The organism is Kitasatospora sp. NPDC127116 (assembly GCF_042677365.1).
Taxonomy (GTDB): domain Bacteria; phylum Actinomycetota; class Actinomycetes; order Streptomycetales; family Streptomycetaceae; genus Kitasatospora; species Kitasatospora lactacystinica.
Genome location: NZ_JBHXTL010000193.1, coordinates 1 through 13529, shown reverse-complemented (window position 1 = coordinate 13529; position 13529 = coordinate 1). Strand labels below are relative to the sequence as shown.

The 13529-nt window shown below is 72.9% G+C and carries 12 protein-coding genes; 6 read left to right on the top strand and 6 right to left on the bottom strand.

Annotated elements, in window-relative coordinates; translation table 11 throughout:
- Positions 1-63: 63 nt before the first annotated feature.
- Positions 64-738 (bottom strand): LytR C-terminal domain-containing protein, encoded by a 675-nt coding sequence (locus ACFVHV_RS40785; RefSeq protein ID WP_380358536.1) that lies wholly within the window; start codon positions 736-738, stop codon positions 64-66.
- A 272-nt stretch (positions 739-1010) separates the two neighbouring features.
- Positions 1011-1307, bottom strand: coding sequence for a type II toxin-antitoxin system VapB family antitoxin (locus tag ACFVHV_RS40780; RefSeq protein ID WP_030061387.1), 297 nt, complete (start codon positions 1305-1307; stop codon positions 1011-1013).
- Positions 1308-1499: 192 nt separating this feature from the next.
- Between ACFVHV_RS40780 and ACFVHV_RS40775 the strand changes: the two genes are divergently transcribed.
- On the top strand, positions 1500-3068 hold the full coding sequence (locus ACFVHV_RS40775; RefSeq protein WP_359905583.1) for a helicase HerA-like domain-containing protein: 1569 nt from the start codon (positions 1500-1502) through the stop codon (positions 3066-3068).
- Between the two features lie 44 nt (positions 3069-3112).
- Here the strand turns inward: ACFVHV_RS40775 and ACFVHV_RS40770 are convergent, their stop codons facing one another.
- The gene (locus tag ACFVHV_RS40770; protein WP_380358533.1) at positions 3113-4279 is read right to left on the bottom strand and encodes a hypothetical protein; all 1167 of its coding nucleotides are present in this window, start codon (positions 4277-4279) and stop codon (positions 3113-3115) included.
- A gap of 101 nt (positions 4280-4380) precedes the next feature.
- The gene (locus ACFVHV_RS40765; protein WP_380358530.1) at positions 4381-5040 is read right to left on the bottom strand and encodes a rhomboid family intramembrane serine protease; all 660 of its coding nucleotides are present in this window, start codon (positions 5038-5040) and stop codon (positions 4381-4383) included.
- Between the two features lie 110 nt (positions 5041-5150).
- On the opposite strand from ACFVHV_RS40765, the gene ACFVHV_RS40760 reads away from it, so the two are divergent.
- Together ACFVHV_RS40760 and ACFVHV_RS40755 are read left to right on the top strand one after the other, a co-directional pair.
- A complete protein-coding gene (locus ACFVHV_RS40760) occupies positions 5151-5669 on the top strand; it encodes a YbhB/YbcL family Raf kinase inhibitor-like protein (RefSeq protein ID WP_359905592.1) in 519 nt (172 codons plus the stop codon).
- A gap of 3 nt (positions 5670-5672) precedes the next feature.
- On the top strand, positions 5673-6569 hold the full coding sequence (locus ACFVHV_RS40755) for a hypothetical protein (protein WP_359905595.1): 897 nt from the start codon (positions 5673-5675) through the stop codon (positions 6567-6569).
- Here ACFVHV_RS40755 and ACFVHV_RS40750 read toward each other — a convergent pair.
- Positions 6566-7576, bottom strand: coding sequence for a YafY family protein (locus tag ACFVHV_RS40750; protein WP_359905598.1), 1011 nt, complete (start codon positions 7574-7576; stop codon positions 6566-6568). The two genes, ACFVHV_RS40755 and ACFVHV_RS40750, sit on opposite strands and share 4 nt — an antisense overlap.
- A gap of 112 nt (positions 7577-7688) precedes the next feature.
- Here ACFVHV_RS40750 and ACFVHV_RS40745 point away from each other — a divergent pair, with 112 nt between their 5' ends.
- A complete protein-coding gene (locus ACFVHV_RS40745) occupies positions 7689-9167 on the top strand; it encodes an MFS transporter (protein ID WP_359905601.1) in 1479 nt (492 codons plus the stop codon).
- Positions 9168-9296: 129 nt separating this feature from the next.
- On the opposite strand, the gene ACFVHV_RS40740 is transcribed toward ACFVHV_RS40745, so the two are convergent.
- On the bottom strand, positions 9297-9941 hold the full coding sequence (locus ACFVHV_RS40740; RefSeq protein WP_359905604.1) for an HhH-GPD-type base excision DNA repair protein: 645 nt from the start codon (positions 9939-9941) through the stop codon (positions 9297-9299).
- Between the two features lie 263 nt (positions 9942-10204).
- On the opposite strand from ACFVHV_RS40740, the gene ACFVHV_RS40735 reads away from it, so the two are divergent.
- Positions 10205-10552 (top strand): DoxX family protein, encoded by a 348-nt coding sequence (locus tag ACFVHV_RS40735; protein ID WP_359905607.1) that lies wholly within the window; start codon positions 10205-10207, stop codon positions 10550-10552.
- A gap of 248 nt (positions 10553-10800) precedes the next feature.
- A complete protein-coding gene (locus ACFVHV_RS40730) occupies positions 10801-13290 on the top strand; it encodes a terpene synthase family protein (protein WP_359905610.1) in 2490 nt (829 codons plus the stop codon).
- Positions 13291-13529: the final 239 nt, after the last annotated feature.

The following is a 13529-nucleotide window of genomic DNA, read 5'->3' as shown; positions in this document are numbered from 1 at the left end:
GCCCCCGGCACTGCGTCTGCCGGGGGCTCTCGGTGTTCGGTGGTCCGGTGTCCGGTGGGCGGTTCAGCAGCTGCCGGTGGCGGTCGGGGTGGGGGAGGGCTTGGTGGCCAGGGCGAGGGCGGCGGCCGCCTGGGTCTCGTCCAGCAGGGCGTTGTAGCTGTCGCCGATCACGAAGTCCACGGTGGTGTCGGTGCGGGCGTCGGCGGTGACGGCGGCACCGGCGATCTGCGAGCCGACCAGGGTGCCCGCGCCGGCACCGGCCGGACCGGCGATCACCTGGGCGGTGCCGGGCACCTTCTTGTCCAGTTCGGCCGGGGCGTTGCCGACCTTGCCGATGACGAAGCCGCGCTTCTTGAGCTCCTCGGCCGTCCGGCCGGCCAGACCGGCCTTGGTGGTGGCGTTGTAGACGTTCACGGTGACCGCGGTGGCCTGCGGGACGGCGTGCGGGTCGCCCTGCGCGGCGGCGGGCGCGTCGGCGGCGCCCGGGGTGGCGCCCGGCGTCGGGGCTGCCAGCGCCTTGCCGGACGGGGTCGCGCAGGCCTGGGCCGAGGCGTTCTTGTTCCTGCCGGTGAAGATGTCGTACAGCTGCACGCCGCCGAGCGCGATCAGGGCCAGGGCGAGCAGGCCGGCGAGCGCGGCGATCACCTTGCGGCTCTTCTTCGGAGGCCGGCCCAACCGCGGGTAGGTGTTGCCGGTGACGCGGTACTGCTTCCCCTTGAGGCCTTGGGGAGTCAACATGCTCACGGTTTGTCTCCCCCTCGTGCCAGGGCGGGGTCGGGATGACGGATCGGCCGGGTGGGGACTTCCCCCGGTGCGGGCGGAATCCCCTGGTCGCGGCCGTAGTCAGCAGCGTAGTGCCGTACGGCCTCGAAGGTACTAAACGATCATCATCTGGCGTACCCCGGTACCCGAAAGGGGGTACCGGGGTACGCGCGGACCGCCCTCCGCCGGATGGCGAGGGGGCGGTCCGGAAAGCCCGTGGCGGCCCGACGGCCCGGTGACCGGGTCCGTCACTCCATTTCGAGGACGCGGGCGTGCAGCACCTGGCGCTGCTGCAACGCGGCCCGGACGGCCCGGTGCAGGCCGTCCTCCAGGTAGAGGTCGCCGTGCCACTTCACCACGTGGGCGAAGAGGTCCCCGTAGAACGTCGAGTCCTCGGCCAGAAGGGTTTCGAGGTCGAGTTGGCCCTTGGTGGTCACCAGCTGGTCGAGCCGCACCGGGCGCGGGGCGACGTCAGCCCACTGGCGGGTGCTCGTCCGGCCGTGATCCGGGTACGGCCGCCCATTGCCGATGCGCTTGAAGATCACACGGAAAGCCTACCGTTCGGACGGCGGATGGCGCAGCAGCCGCGACGCCGCCACGCGCGCCGGTGTGAACTGCGCATGGACGAATGCAGCTGTTTGATGGGAAATGTCGCGAACATCGCCCGGTGCCGATCGGGTTCCGCGCCGATGCAGAAGCGTTCCGAAGCGTTCCGATCCGCTCAGGAGTGTGCACCGATGTCCTCCGACCCCACCCCGCCGGCCGTCCGGGAGATCGCCGACGGGTACGCCTTCACCGGTCCCGCCCTCGACCTCGGCGCCGTGCTGCTGGACGGCACCGCGTACCCGGACGCCCAGGTGCGCATCCCGCTGGGCGTGCTCAACCGGCACGGGCTGGTCGCCGGGGCCACCGGCACCGGGAAGACCAAGACCCTCCAGCTGATCGCCGAACAGCTCTCCGGGCAGGGCGTGCCGGTGTTCCTCGCCGACATCAAGGGGGACGTCTCCGGCATCGCCGCGCCCGGGGCGCCGAGCGAGCGGACCGGCGCCCGGGCCGCCGAAGTGGGGCAGCGGTGGTCGCCGCAGGGCTGCCCGGCCGAGTTCTACTCGCTCGGCGGACAGGGCGCCGGCATCCCGGTCCGGGCCACCGTCACCAGCTTCGGACCGCTGCTGCTGGCCAAGGTGCTCGACCTGAACGAGACCCAGGAGTCCTCGCTCAGCCTGGTGTTCCACTACGCCGACGGCAAGGGCCTGGAGCTCTACGACCTCAAGGACCTCACCGCCGTGATCGCCTTCCTCGCCTCGCCCGAGGGCAAGGAGGAGCTGCGGACCATCGGCGGGCTCTCCGCGGCCACCGCCGGAGTCATCCTGCGCGCGCTCACCGTGCTGGAGAACGAGGGGGCCGGGGCGTTCTTCGGCGAGCCCGAGTTCGACACCGCCGAGCTGCTGCGGACCGCTCCGGACGGCCGGGGCGTCGTCTCGGTGCTGGAACTGCCCGCCGTGCAGGACCGGCCGCGGCTGTTCTCCACCTTCCTGATGTGGCTGCTCGCCGACCTCTACCAGGAGCTGCCCGAGGTGGGCGACCTCGACAAGCCCAAGCTGGTGTTCTTCTTCGACGAGGCTCACCTGCTGTTCAAGGGCGCCTCCAAGGCCTTCCTGGAGGCGATCACCCAGACCGTGCGGCTGATCCGCTCCAAGGGCGTCGGCATCTTCTTCGTGACCCAGACGCCGCGGGACGTGCCGTCCGACGTGCTGGCGCAGCTGGGCAACCGGGTGCAGCACGCGCTGCGCGCCTTCACCCCGGACGACGCCAAGGCGCTCAAGGCCACCGTCTCGACCTTTCCGCGCTCCTCGTACGACCTCGGCGCGGTGCTGACCTCGCTGGGCACCGGCGAGGCCGTGGTCACCGTCCTCTCCGAGAAGGGCGCGCCGACGCCGGTCGCGGCGACCAGGCTGCGGGCGCCGCAGTCGCTGATGGGGCCGATCGGGGCGACGGCCCTGCAGGCGGTGGTGGACGCCTCGCCGCTGACGGCGCGCTACCGGGACGCGATCGACCGGGAGTCGGCGTACGAGAAGCTGGCGGCGCGTGCCCCGCGGCCCCAGGCGGCGCCCACCGGTCCTTCTCCCTCGGCGCCTGCTGAGCGGGCGCCGGGGCGGGAGGCGCCGAGGGAGAAGGAGGGTGCGGGCGGGCTGCTCGGATCGCTGCTGAGCAACCCGACCGTGAAGTCCTTCGCGCGCTCGGCCGGGAAGCAGCTCGGGCAGGAGATCTCGCGCAGCCTGTTCGGGACGTCCAAGCGGCGGCGCTGACCGGTCGGGCGGGGCGCCCGTCGGTGGGGCGGTGCGCCGGCCGGTCAGGCGGAGAGCGCGGCGCCGATCCGGTCCAGGGAGGACAGCCGCATCAGGCCGTAGTTGTAGAACTCCACCTCGGGGACGCCGAGTTCGCGCAGGATGGTGATCTTGGCGGCGAGGTTCTCCGGGCCGTCGCAGTCGGAGGACATCGGGCGCAGGATCACCGCCAGGGACTGCGGGCGGACGCCGTGCAGGGCGAAGGCGGCGACCTTCTCCCGGACCGCCTCCGGGGTCCTCGCGTAGCCGAGGGTCTCGATCCGGTCGACGGCCCCGGCGAGGGCGGGCAGGTCGATGCCGGCGAGCCAGCCCGTGCCCGGGCCGCCGCCGTCCATGAAGGTCAGCCGCATGCCGTGCCGCCGGGCCTGCTCGGCGAGGTCGGCGGCCAGCGCGGTGACGGTGGTGGCGGAGGCGTCCACGTAGGCGGCGAAGGCGCCGTCGGCGAGGGTGCTCAGGTCGGCGGGCTCGGCGGCGGCGGACTCGTCGGCCAGCCGGCGGCGCAGCTCGGCGCGGACCGCCGCGGCCACCGCCTCGGCCGGGACCCCGGCGCGGGTGGCGGCGGAGCGGCAGTGCGGGCAGAAGCAGACCCCGAGCAGGGCCTCGGCGGTCGGGCCCAACTCCTCGAAGTAGCGCTCGTGGTGGTAGCCGTGGCGCAGTCCGTGGAAGTGCAGGGACTCGGCGCGGATCGCGTCCACGCCGTACCGGGCCAGTTCGGCGACCAGGGTCAGCGCGTACTCCCGGACCTCCGGGTGCGCCGGGCAGAGTTCGGTGAGGTGGCGGTCGCCGAAGGCGTTGGCCGGGGCGCAGTCGGGGTGGGTGAAGCCGAGCCGGTCGTTGTGGCAGAAGACCGTCCAGGCGTGCAGCTTCAGCCCGCGGCGGCGGGCCTCCTCGGCGGCCTCGGCGAAGGGGTCGCGGTCGCCGATCGCGGTGGACGGCGCGGGGGCCAGCCGGCGGCCCCGCCAGGCGGCCGGGTCGGGGCGGAAGTACGCCGCGCCCGGCTCCAGGTAGCGGACCACCCGGCGGGGGTTGTGCGGGAAGACGTCGCGGGCCTCGTGGTAGACCGAGGCGAGGGTGACGCCGCCGACCCCGGCGCGGTCGGTGAGGTTGCCGAAGAAGGTGTCGGCGCCCTCGTCGAGCAGGTCGGTGGCGAAGGCGAGGACGGACGACTCCATGGTGCGGCTCCGGAGCTGGGGGAGGGTGAGCCGTCCACGCTAGCCGCAGGGGTGGGATTGGTCTATACCTGATGGTCCGGACGGGAATCGCCGGACACGCCCTACAGGCCGAGCTCGTCCAACTGCTTGAGCAGGGCGGATCCGGGGCCGGTCGGGGCGGTCCCCTGCGGCGCGGCGGGCTTCGCGGCCGACCGGTCGCGGAGCAGGACGGCGGCGGCCAGTCCGCCGATCAGCCCGCCGAGGTGGCCCAGCCAGCTGACGCCCGGGGTGACGGGCAGGACCCCGATCAGGATGGTCGAGTAGACCACCGCGACGACGATGCCGACCACCGCGTCCAGCACGTTGCGGTCCAGGAGCCCGCGCAGCACCACGTAGCCGAGGTAGCCGTAGACCATGCCGCTCGCGCCGGCCGTCACCGTGTTCGGGCTCTCCAGCAGCCAGACCAGCAGCCCGCCGGACACCGTGATCACCAGGCTGGCCAGCAGGAACTTCCTCATGCCCCGGTAGGCGGACAGGAAGCCGAGCACGAACAGCGGCCAGGAGTTGGCCTCGATGTGGCTCCAACTGAAGTGCAGGAACGGCGAGGTGAACATCTCCGGGAGGTCCCCGACCTGCTCCGTGCGCAGGCCGAACTCCCGCGACAGCCCGTAGTCGTCCAGCCAGTTGAGCACCTGCACCGACCAGATGACGGCCTGGATGCCGAGCATGGTGAGCAGCGCGCGGCGGGAGTCGGCGAACAGCTGGGCGATTTTGGCGGCCATGCCCCGACTCTAGGGGCGCCGGAAGCGTACGTGCACCCCATTACAGTGACTCGTGTCGTTCCGACCGTGAGATCCGATCGTGGGATCCGACCGTGAGAGGTGACCAGCCCATGAGCAAGCGCGCGCCGCTGCCGTACGAGTTCCTTCCGCAGGTGCCGTCCTTCCCGCTGAGCAGCCAGGACATCACCGAAGGCGCCACGCTGGGCCGGGAGTTCATCCACGCCGGCGGCAACCTCTCGCCGCAGCTGGCCTGGTCGGGCCTGCCGGAGGGCACCCGGAGCATCGCGGTCACCTGCTACGACCCGGACGCGCCGACCGGCTCCGGCTGGTGGCACTGGCTCGCCCTCGGCCTGCCCGCCGACACCACCGGGCTGCCGCGCGGCGCCGGCTCCTCCGACGCCGACCTGCCCGGCGAGGCCTCCTTCCACGGCCGCAACGACTTCCCGGGCAACCAGTACGACGGCGCCGCCCCGCCGCCCGGCGCCCCGCACCGCTACGTCTTCGCGGTGCACGCGCTGGACGTCGAGAAGCTGGACGTCGCCGCCGACACCCCGCCCGCCCAGGTGGGCTTCCACCTCACCTTCCACACCCTGGGCCGGGCGCTGCTGACCGCCGAGTACGGGGTCTGACCCTTGGCGATATCCGATCGTCCGGTCGAGGTCTGGCGGCTGCCCGAGGAGGAGTGGAAGGCCGGCCGCCGGGCCGTGACCTGGACGGTGGGGCCGGACGGGGAGCTGGCCGTCCTGGTGGTGCCGGAGCAGTGCACGGCACCGGCCGGGTCCTGGCCGGAGGTCCGGTTCCCGTACGAGGCCGAGGTGGTCGTGACGGGCCCCCGCGGGGAGTGGCGGGTGCCGCTGTCCGGGGTCGACCGCTCGCCGGACCACCTTGCGCTGCTGCCGGGCGGCCGGCTGCTGCTGGTCGAGGCCCGCGCCGAGCAGGACGGGGAGGAGTGGCGGCCCAACGGCTTCGTGTACGGGCCCGACGGGACCCCCGGCCGGGAACTCCTCCTCGGCGACGACACGCCCGTGCTGGTGACCGACCGGGACGGCCGGATCTGGATGGCCTACGGGGACGAGGGCATCTACGGCGACCACCCGATGTCCTGCGCGGGACTCCGGGGCGCCGACACCCACGGCCGGGTGGTGTGGAGCCCGGACCACCCGAAGGACCTGCCCGGGTACCCCCTGGAGGGCCTGGCCGGAGCGACCGAGGGACGGTGCGCCTGGCTGGCCTGGTACCCGGGCTCCTCGGGCAGCTACCTCACCCGGATCGAGGCGGCCGACGGGACCTCGTCCACGGTGCCGTGCCCGGTCCGGCTGCCGGTCGGCTTCGCGGTCCGCGCCCGGGAGGGCGTCTTCCTGTCCCGGGGCGGGGAGCTGACCTGGCACCTGCTGGTCGGCAAGCAGTGGAAGCAGACCGGGAAGCGCAGGCCGGACGTGCCCGGCGAGCTCGACCGCCGCCGTGCCTACGGCCGGGACGGCGTGCTGTGGTTCAGGTCCGGCAACGGCTGGTACCGGGTCGAGGTCTAGGACCGGCCCTGGGACCGGCCCTGGGCCGGGTCCGGACCGCCCCCGTCCGGCGCCCCCGCCGCGTGCTCGGCGCGGGCCGCCAGTTCGCGCAGGTGCTCGCGCAGCGCGGGCGGCTCGTGCACCTCGAAGGCGCAGTCCAGCGAGAGCAGCCGCATCGCCGTCCACTCCAGGGAGTCGGTGCGGGAGCGGAGCCGGCAGCTGTGCTCGTCGATCGGCTCGACCTCGGAGTCGCCCGGCCGGAGACTGCGGCGGACCCGCTCGGCCGGGGCGTGCACGGTGGCGACCACGGTGCCGCTCGGTGACGGGCGGTGCAGCTTGCCCGCCACGTAGGCGGCGGCGTCCTCGGCGGGGAGCGGGCGCGGGGTGAAGCGGACGCCGGTGGCGGCCGGGCCGCTCAGCCGGTCGACCCGGAAGAGCCGCCAGTCCTCGCGGTCCAGGTCGTAGCCCACCAGGTACCAGCGGCGGCCGACCGAGACCAGCCGCTCGGGCTCGACCTGCCGCCTGGTCTCGGCCCCGTCGTACGCCCGGTAGCCGAAGCGCAGCCGCTCCCGGGCGGTGACGGCGCGGGCGAGCACGGTGAGGTCCTCCGGGTCGACGGTCGGGCCGTCCCCGGTGAGCAGCGGCACGGTGGCGGAGTTGAGCGTCCCGACCCGCTGCCGCAGCCGGCCCGGCAGCACCTGGAGCAGCTTGCCGAGCGCCCGTACCGAGGCCTCCTCGATGCCGACCACGGCGTGCCCGGCCGCGGCGCGCAACCCGACCGCGATGGCCACCGCCTCCTCGTCGTCCAGCAGCAGCGGGGGCATCGCCGTGCCCGCGACCAGCCGGTAGCCGCCGTCCGGGCCCATGCTGGCCCGCACCGGGTAGCCGAGCTCGCGCAGCCGGTCGATGTCGCGCCGGATGGTGCGGGGGCTGACGCCGAGCCGCTCGGCGAGTTCGCTGCCGGGCCACTCGCGCGGGGTCTGGAGCAGGGACAGGAGGCTCAGCAGCCGGGCCGGGGTGTCGCTCATGGCGTCCAGCATGCCCGACCAACTGGGACAGGTTCTGACCTACACGGCCGTTACTGTCGCGGACGTGGAGAAGAGCGGCGTGGACGTGCAGAAGAAAAAAGAGGAGACCGCAATGAGCACCGCGGCAGCGGACCGGCGGAGGTGGATCGCGCTGACGATCGTGATGGTGGCCTCCTTCATGGACCTGGTGGACGTCACCATCGTCAACATCGCCATCCCGAGCATCCAGCAGGACACCGGCGCCTCCTTCAGCGCCATCCAGTGGGTGACCGGCGGCTACGCGCTGGCCTTCGCGATCGGGCTGATCACCGGCGGTCGGCTGGGCGACATCCACGGCCGCAAGCGGGTGTTCCTGATCGGGATCGGCGGCTTCACGCTGGCCTCGGCGCTGTGCGGGCTGGCCTCCGGCCCGGAGATGCTGGTCGCGACCCGGCTGCTCCAGGGCGGGACGGCGGCGCTGATGGTGCCGCAGGTGCTGTCGATCATCCACGCGACCTTCCCGGCGGAGGAGCGCGGCAAGGTGTTCGGCCTGTTCGGCGCGGTGGTCGGGCTGGGCGCGGTCTCCGGCCCGCTGATCGGTGCGCTGCTCACCGAGTGGGACCTGTTCGGTCTGGCCTGGCGGCCGATCTTCCTGATCAACCTGCCGGTCGGCATCGCCGGTCTGCTGCTCGGCCGCCGCTTCATCGACGAGTCGAAGGCCGACCAGGCGCTGAAGCTGGACCTGGTGGGCGTGGCGCTGGCCAGCCTCGGCCTGCTGATGCTGATCTACCCGCTGACGCACGGCCGGGAGGCCGGCTGGCCGCTGTGGGGCTACCTGTCGATGGCCGGGAGCCTGCCGGTGTTCGCGCTGTTCGTGGTGTACGAGAAGGTCAAGACGCGGCGGGACGGCTCGCCGCTGGTGGAGCTGGCGCTGTTCCGGGTGAAGTCCTTCGCGGCCGGCATCTGCGTGCAGCTGGCCTTCGGCGTGGCGCTCGGCATCTACTTCCTGGTCTGGACCCTCTACATGCAGGTGGGCCTGGGCTGGAGCCCGCTCAAGGCCGGTGCGACCGGCATCCCGTTCTCGATCGCGGTCTCCACGGCGGCCGGACTGTCGGTGCAGAAGCTGGTGCCGCGGTTCGGCCGGAAGGTCCTGCAGACCGGCGCGCTGGTGATGGCGGCGGGCGTGCTCGTCTACATCTGGGAGGCGGACCGGTACGGGACGGCGATCACGACCTGGCAGATGGTGCTGCCGCTGGTGGTGATGGGTCTCGGGATGGGTCTGATCGTCGCGCCGATCACCGACGCGGTGCTGGCGGAGGTGCCGCGCGAGCACGCCGGTTCGGCGTCCGGGCTGATCAACACCGTGCAGCAGGTGGGCAACGCGCTCGGGCTCGGCCTGGTGTCGGTGGCCTTCTTCGGGGCGATGGACGACGTGGTCGCGCCGCAGGCGGTCGGGGCGGCGTTCGGCGGGGCCTTCGTGAACGCGATGTGGTGGGTCGCCGGGGTGCTGCTCGCCGTCTTCCTGCTGATGTTCGCGCTGCCGCGGCGGCGCAAGGCGGCCGGGGCCGTGGCCGGCTCCACCGCCGAGGAGCGGGAGCCCGTCCTGATCTGACGGAGCGCTCCCGTTCGCGGGCCCCGGTCGCGCGGCGCGGCCGGGGCCCGCGTCGCGCTCCGGGAGGGCCCGGCCCCGACGCGGTCGGCCGGGTGGGTCGACCGTTGGCACGGGCGGCCGGGCCGTCGGTCAGCGCGCACCGGTCGGGGCGGGGGCGGCGGTCGTACGGGTGGTGGTGCGCGGCTTGGCGGCGGCCTTGGCCTCCTTCGCGACGCGCTTCATCTCCTGCTTGAACTCACGTACCAGGGTGAGGGATTCGGGGCCGGTGATGTCCGCGACCGAGCGGTGCGCCCCCTCCTCGCCGTACGCCCCGGCCGCCTCGCGCCAGCCCTCCGGCCGCACCCCGTACTGCTTGCCGAGCAGGGCCAGGAAGATCTGCGACTTCTGCTTGCCGAAGCCGGGCAGGGCGTTGAGCCGGCTGAGCAGCTCCTTGCCGGTGCGGACGTTCTTCCACAGCGCCGCGGCGTCGCCGTCGTACTGCGCGACGAGGAACTGGCAGAGCTGCTGCACCCGTTTGGCCATCGCGGCCGGGTAGCGGTGCACCGCGGGCTTCGCGGAGAGGAGCGCGACGAACTCCTCCGGGTTGTAGGTGGCGATCTCGTGGGCGTCCAGGTCGTCGTGGCCGAGGCGCTGCGCGATGGTCAGCGGGCCGGTGAACGCCCACTCCATCGGGACCTGCTGGTCCAGCAGCATGCCGACGAGCGCGGCGAGCGCACTCCGTCCGAGCAGTTCGTCGGCCTCGGGCTGTTGTGCGAGCCGAACGGTGACGTTCACGGGCTTGCCCTCCTCGGAGTTGACGTCTGGTCGGCGCCCAGTCTGGTGGACGCGGCGTTGGCGTAGAGGATCAACACGCCCGTAGCCGGGGAAGTCGTCTCTGTTCAAGGCCTTGTCAGAGCTGCATTGTTCGTTGGCGGAGCGGTTGCCGGGGGTGGCGACGGGGTGTCGCGGACAATTATTTGCCCGCGCCTGTCACATCCGGCGGATGCCCCGGGTCAGGGGAGTGTCGAACCGAACAGCCGTCGAATGGGAGCGCTCCAATGTCCGTCGCCCACACCGTCGTCACCGTCCTCGCCGCCCTCATGGTCGGCTTCTCGGCCTACTCCGTCTTCGCCGGCGCCGAGTACGTTGTGAAGCCGCTCGCCGACTACGGCGTCCCGCGCGCCTGGTGGACCTGGCTCGGCGTCGCCAAGGCGGCCGGCGCCCTCGGCCTGCTGGCCGGCCTCGCCGTCCCGGCCGTCGGCTACGCGGCCGCGGTCGGCGTGATCCTCTACTTCCTCGGCGCCGTGATCACCGTCCTCCGCGCCCGCGCCTACGCCCACGTCCCGTTCCCCCTCGTCTACATGGCGCCCACCGCCGCCTCCCTCGTCCTCGCCCTCGCGGCCTGAGCCGGGGCCGCCCGGCCCGGTGGGGCCGCCGGGCCCGCCCCGCCGCCCGGTGGAGGCGGCGTGCACGGGGAGGAGTGCGCGGGGCGGGTGTGGGGGCGTGCGTGGTGGGGGAGGGCGCTCGGCTGGGCGGGTGGCTTCGAACGGGGGGAACGAGTCATTTCATATGACTGTTTCTGTTGTGCCGGTGCGGCGAGCTGACGACGGGTCATTCTTGGTCCAATCGACGCGTCCAGAAAGGCTCGCCCGCCGTGACCCAGCCGTTCGAACTGCCGTCCTTCTACGTGCCGCACCCGGCACGCCTCAACCCCCATCTGGACGAGGCACGGGCCCACTCCACCGACTGGGCCCGGGAGATGGGGATGCTGGAGGGTTCCGGAATCTGGGATCAGGCCGACCTGGAAGCCCACGACTACGGCCTGCTCTGCGCGTACACCCACCCCGACGCCTCCGCCGAGGCGCTGTCGCTGGTCACCGACTGGTACGTGTGGGTCTTCTTCTTCGACGACCACTTCCTCGACATGTTCAAGCGCACCAACGACCGCGGTGCGGGCAAGGCCCACCTCGACCGGCTGCCGCTGTTCATGCCGGCCGACCCGGCCACCGAGCTGCCCGAGCCGGAGAACCCGGTCGAGGCGGGCCTGGCCGACCTGTGGCGGCGCACCGTGCCGGCGATGGGCGAGGACTGGCGGATCCGGTTCGCCGAGAGCACCCGGAACCTGCTCAACGAGTCGCTGTGGGAGCTCGCCAACATCAACGAGGGCCGGGTGGCCAATCCGGTCGAGTACATCGAGATGCGCCGCAAGGTCGGCGGCGCGCCCTGGTCCGCGCAGCTGGTCGAGTACGCGGCCGGCGCCGAGGTGCCGAAGGAGGTGTCGGGTTCGCGGGCGCTGCGGGTGCTGATGGACGCCTTCTCCGACGGGGTGCACCTGCGCAACGACATCTTCTCGTACCAGCGGGAGGTGGAGGACGAGGGCGAGCTGAGCAACGGCGTCCTGGTGCTGGAGCGGTTCCTGGAGTGCTCCACCCAGGAGGCCGCGGACGCGGTCAACGACCTGCTCACCTCGCGGCTCCAGCAGTTCGAGAACACCGTGTTCACCGAACTGCCGGTGCTGTTCGCGGAGACCGGGCTGGACCCGGTGGGGCGCGCCCGGGTCACGGCGTACGTCAAGGGCCTGCAGGACTGGCAGTCCGGCGGGCACGAGTGGCACCTGCGGTCCGGCCGGTACATGAACGGCGGTGGGGCGGCCGCGGGTTCGGGCGGCTCCGGAGGCGAGGTCGCTCCCGGCTCGGGCGGCGGGCCGGTGGGCCTGCCGGGCCTGCCGGGAGGGCCCGGGGGCGGCAACTGGTGGGACCAGTACGCGATCGGCGGCATCGGGACCTCGGCGCTGGACATCCTGCGCAGCACGGCCGCCGGGGTTTCGGCGGCCACGGCGGCCGTGACGGAGGGGGGCTCGACGCCGGCGGCCAAGGGCGCGGCGGGCCCGGCCGCGCGGCGGGCGCGGTCGCACGGCCACGTGCCGTACCAGGCCGTCGGGCCGTCCCTGCTGCCGGAGTTCAAGCTTCCGTACGAGCTCCGGCTGAGCCCGCACCTGGACGGTGCCCGGGAGCGCGTGATCGCGTGGGCCGAGCGGATGGGACTGCTGGCGGCTGAGCCGGGCGTTCCCGGATCCGGCATCTGGGACGCCGAGTCGATGCGCGACTACGACCTCCCGCTCTGCGCGGCCGGCCTCCACCCGGACGCCACCGCCGACCAACTCGACATCTCCTCGGCCTGGTTGGCCTGGGGCACCTGGGCCGACGACTACTACCCCCGGGCCTTCGGACGCACCCGCGACCTGGGCGGCGCCAAGGCCGCCAACGCGCGGCTGTCCCTGTTCATGCCGGTGGACGGCGCCCCCGTGCCGGAGCCCGTCAACGCGCTGGAGCGTGGCCTCGCCGACATCTGGGAGCGCACCGCCGGCCCGATGACCGTCGAGGCCAGGGGCCGGTTCCGGGTGGCGGTCGAGGCGATGCTGGACAGCTGGATCTGGGAGCTGAGCAACCAGATCCAGAACCGGATCCCGGACCCGGTGGACTACCTGGAGATGCGCCGCTCCACCTTCGGCTCCGAGCTCACCGCGAGCCTCTCCCGCCTCGGCCACGGGCAGACCGTGCCGCCGGAGGTGTACGACCACGGGTCGATGCGCGCGCTGGAGAACTCCGCGATGGACTACGCGTGCATGATGAACGACCTCTTCTCGTACCAGAAGGAGATCGAGTACGAGGGCGAGCTGCACAACGCCGTCCTGGTGGTGCAGAACTTCTTCGGCTGCGACTACGAGTCGGCGGTCCGGATCGTCGACGACCTGATGCACTCGCGGCTGGGCCAGTTCCAGCACGTGGTGCAGAAGGAACTCCCGGTCATGTACGAGGACTTCGGGCTGGAGCAGGCGGCCAGGGAGATGCTCGACGGGTACGTGGGGGAGCTGGAGAACTGGCTCGCGGGCATCCTGAACTGGCACGGGGGCTGCCTCCGGTACGCCACGGCCGACCTGGACCGGCACTTCGGCGCCGAGCGGGACCTGGTGGAGGCCTCGCAGGCCCGTCGGGCGGCCACGGCGGCGGCCGCCGAGGCGCCGGCGTCCGCCACCGCGCCGGTCCCGTCGGTCCCGTCTGTTCCGACGGTCCCGCCGCCCTCGGTGCCGCTCGGCCCGACCGGCCTGGGGACGGCCTCGCTGCGCCTGTCGGCGGGCGGCTGACGTCGGAGGGCGGCTGACGTCGGAGGGTTGCTGACGTCGGCGGGCGGGTGACGTCGACGGGCCGCACCCGCGCGGGTCCAGACCGCGCGGGTGCGCCGCATCGTGGCTAGGCTGGCGAACCGGGGGCCGGGGGGGGGCCCCCCCCCCCCCCCCCCCAGAACCACAACAACGCCCACCAAAAAGGGGCCGACAAAACAGTAAGATAAAAAAAAAAAAACAACGCACCGATATAAGTATGT

Excerpts from the sequence above, each read along its gene's own strand:
- ACFVHV_RS40775 (WP_359905583.1), top strand. The coding sequence starts at position 1,500 with ATGTCCTCCGACCCCACCCCGCCGGCCGTCCGGGAGATCGCCGACGGG.
- ACFVHV_RS40750 (WP_359905598.1), bottom strand. The coding sequence starts at position 7,576 with ATGAGCGACACCCCGGCCCGGCTGCTGAGCCTCCTGTCCCTGCTCCAG.
- ACFVHV_RS40765 (WP_380358530.1), bottom strand. The coding sequence starts at position 5,040 with ATGGCCGCCAAAATCGCCCAGCTGTTCGCCGACTCCCGCCGCGCGCTG.
- ACFVHV_RS40760 (WP_359905592.1), top strand. The coding sequence starts at position 5,151 with ATGAGCAAGCGCGCGCCGCTGCCGTACGAGTTCCTTCCGCAGGTGCCG.
- ACFVHV_RS40770 (WP_380358533.1), bottom strand. The coding sequence starts at position 4,279 with ATGGAGTCGTCCGTCCTCGCCTTCGCCACCGACCTGCTCGACGAGGGC.
- ACFVHV_RS40785 (WP_380358536.1), bottom strand. The coding sequence starts at position 738 with ATGTTGACTCCCCAAGGCCTCAAGGGGAAGCAGTACCGCGTCACCGGC.
- ACFVHV_RS40745 (WP_359905601.1), top strand. The coding sequence starts at position 7,689 with ATGAGCACCGCGGCAGCGGACCGGCGGAGGTGGATCGCGCTGACGATC.
- ACFVHV_RS40735 (WP_359905607.1), top strand. The coding sequence starts at position 10,205 with ATGTCCGTCGCCCACACCGTCGTCACCGTCCTCGCCGCCCTCATGGTC.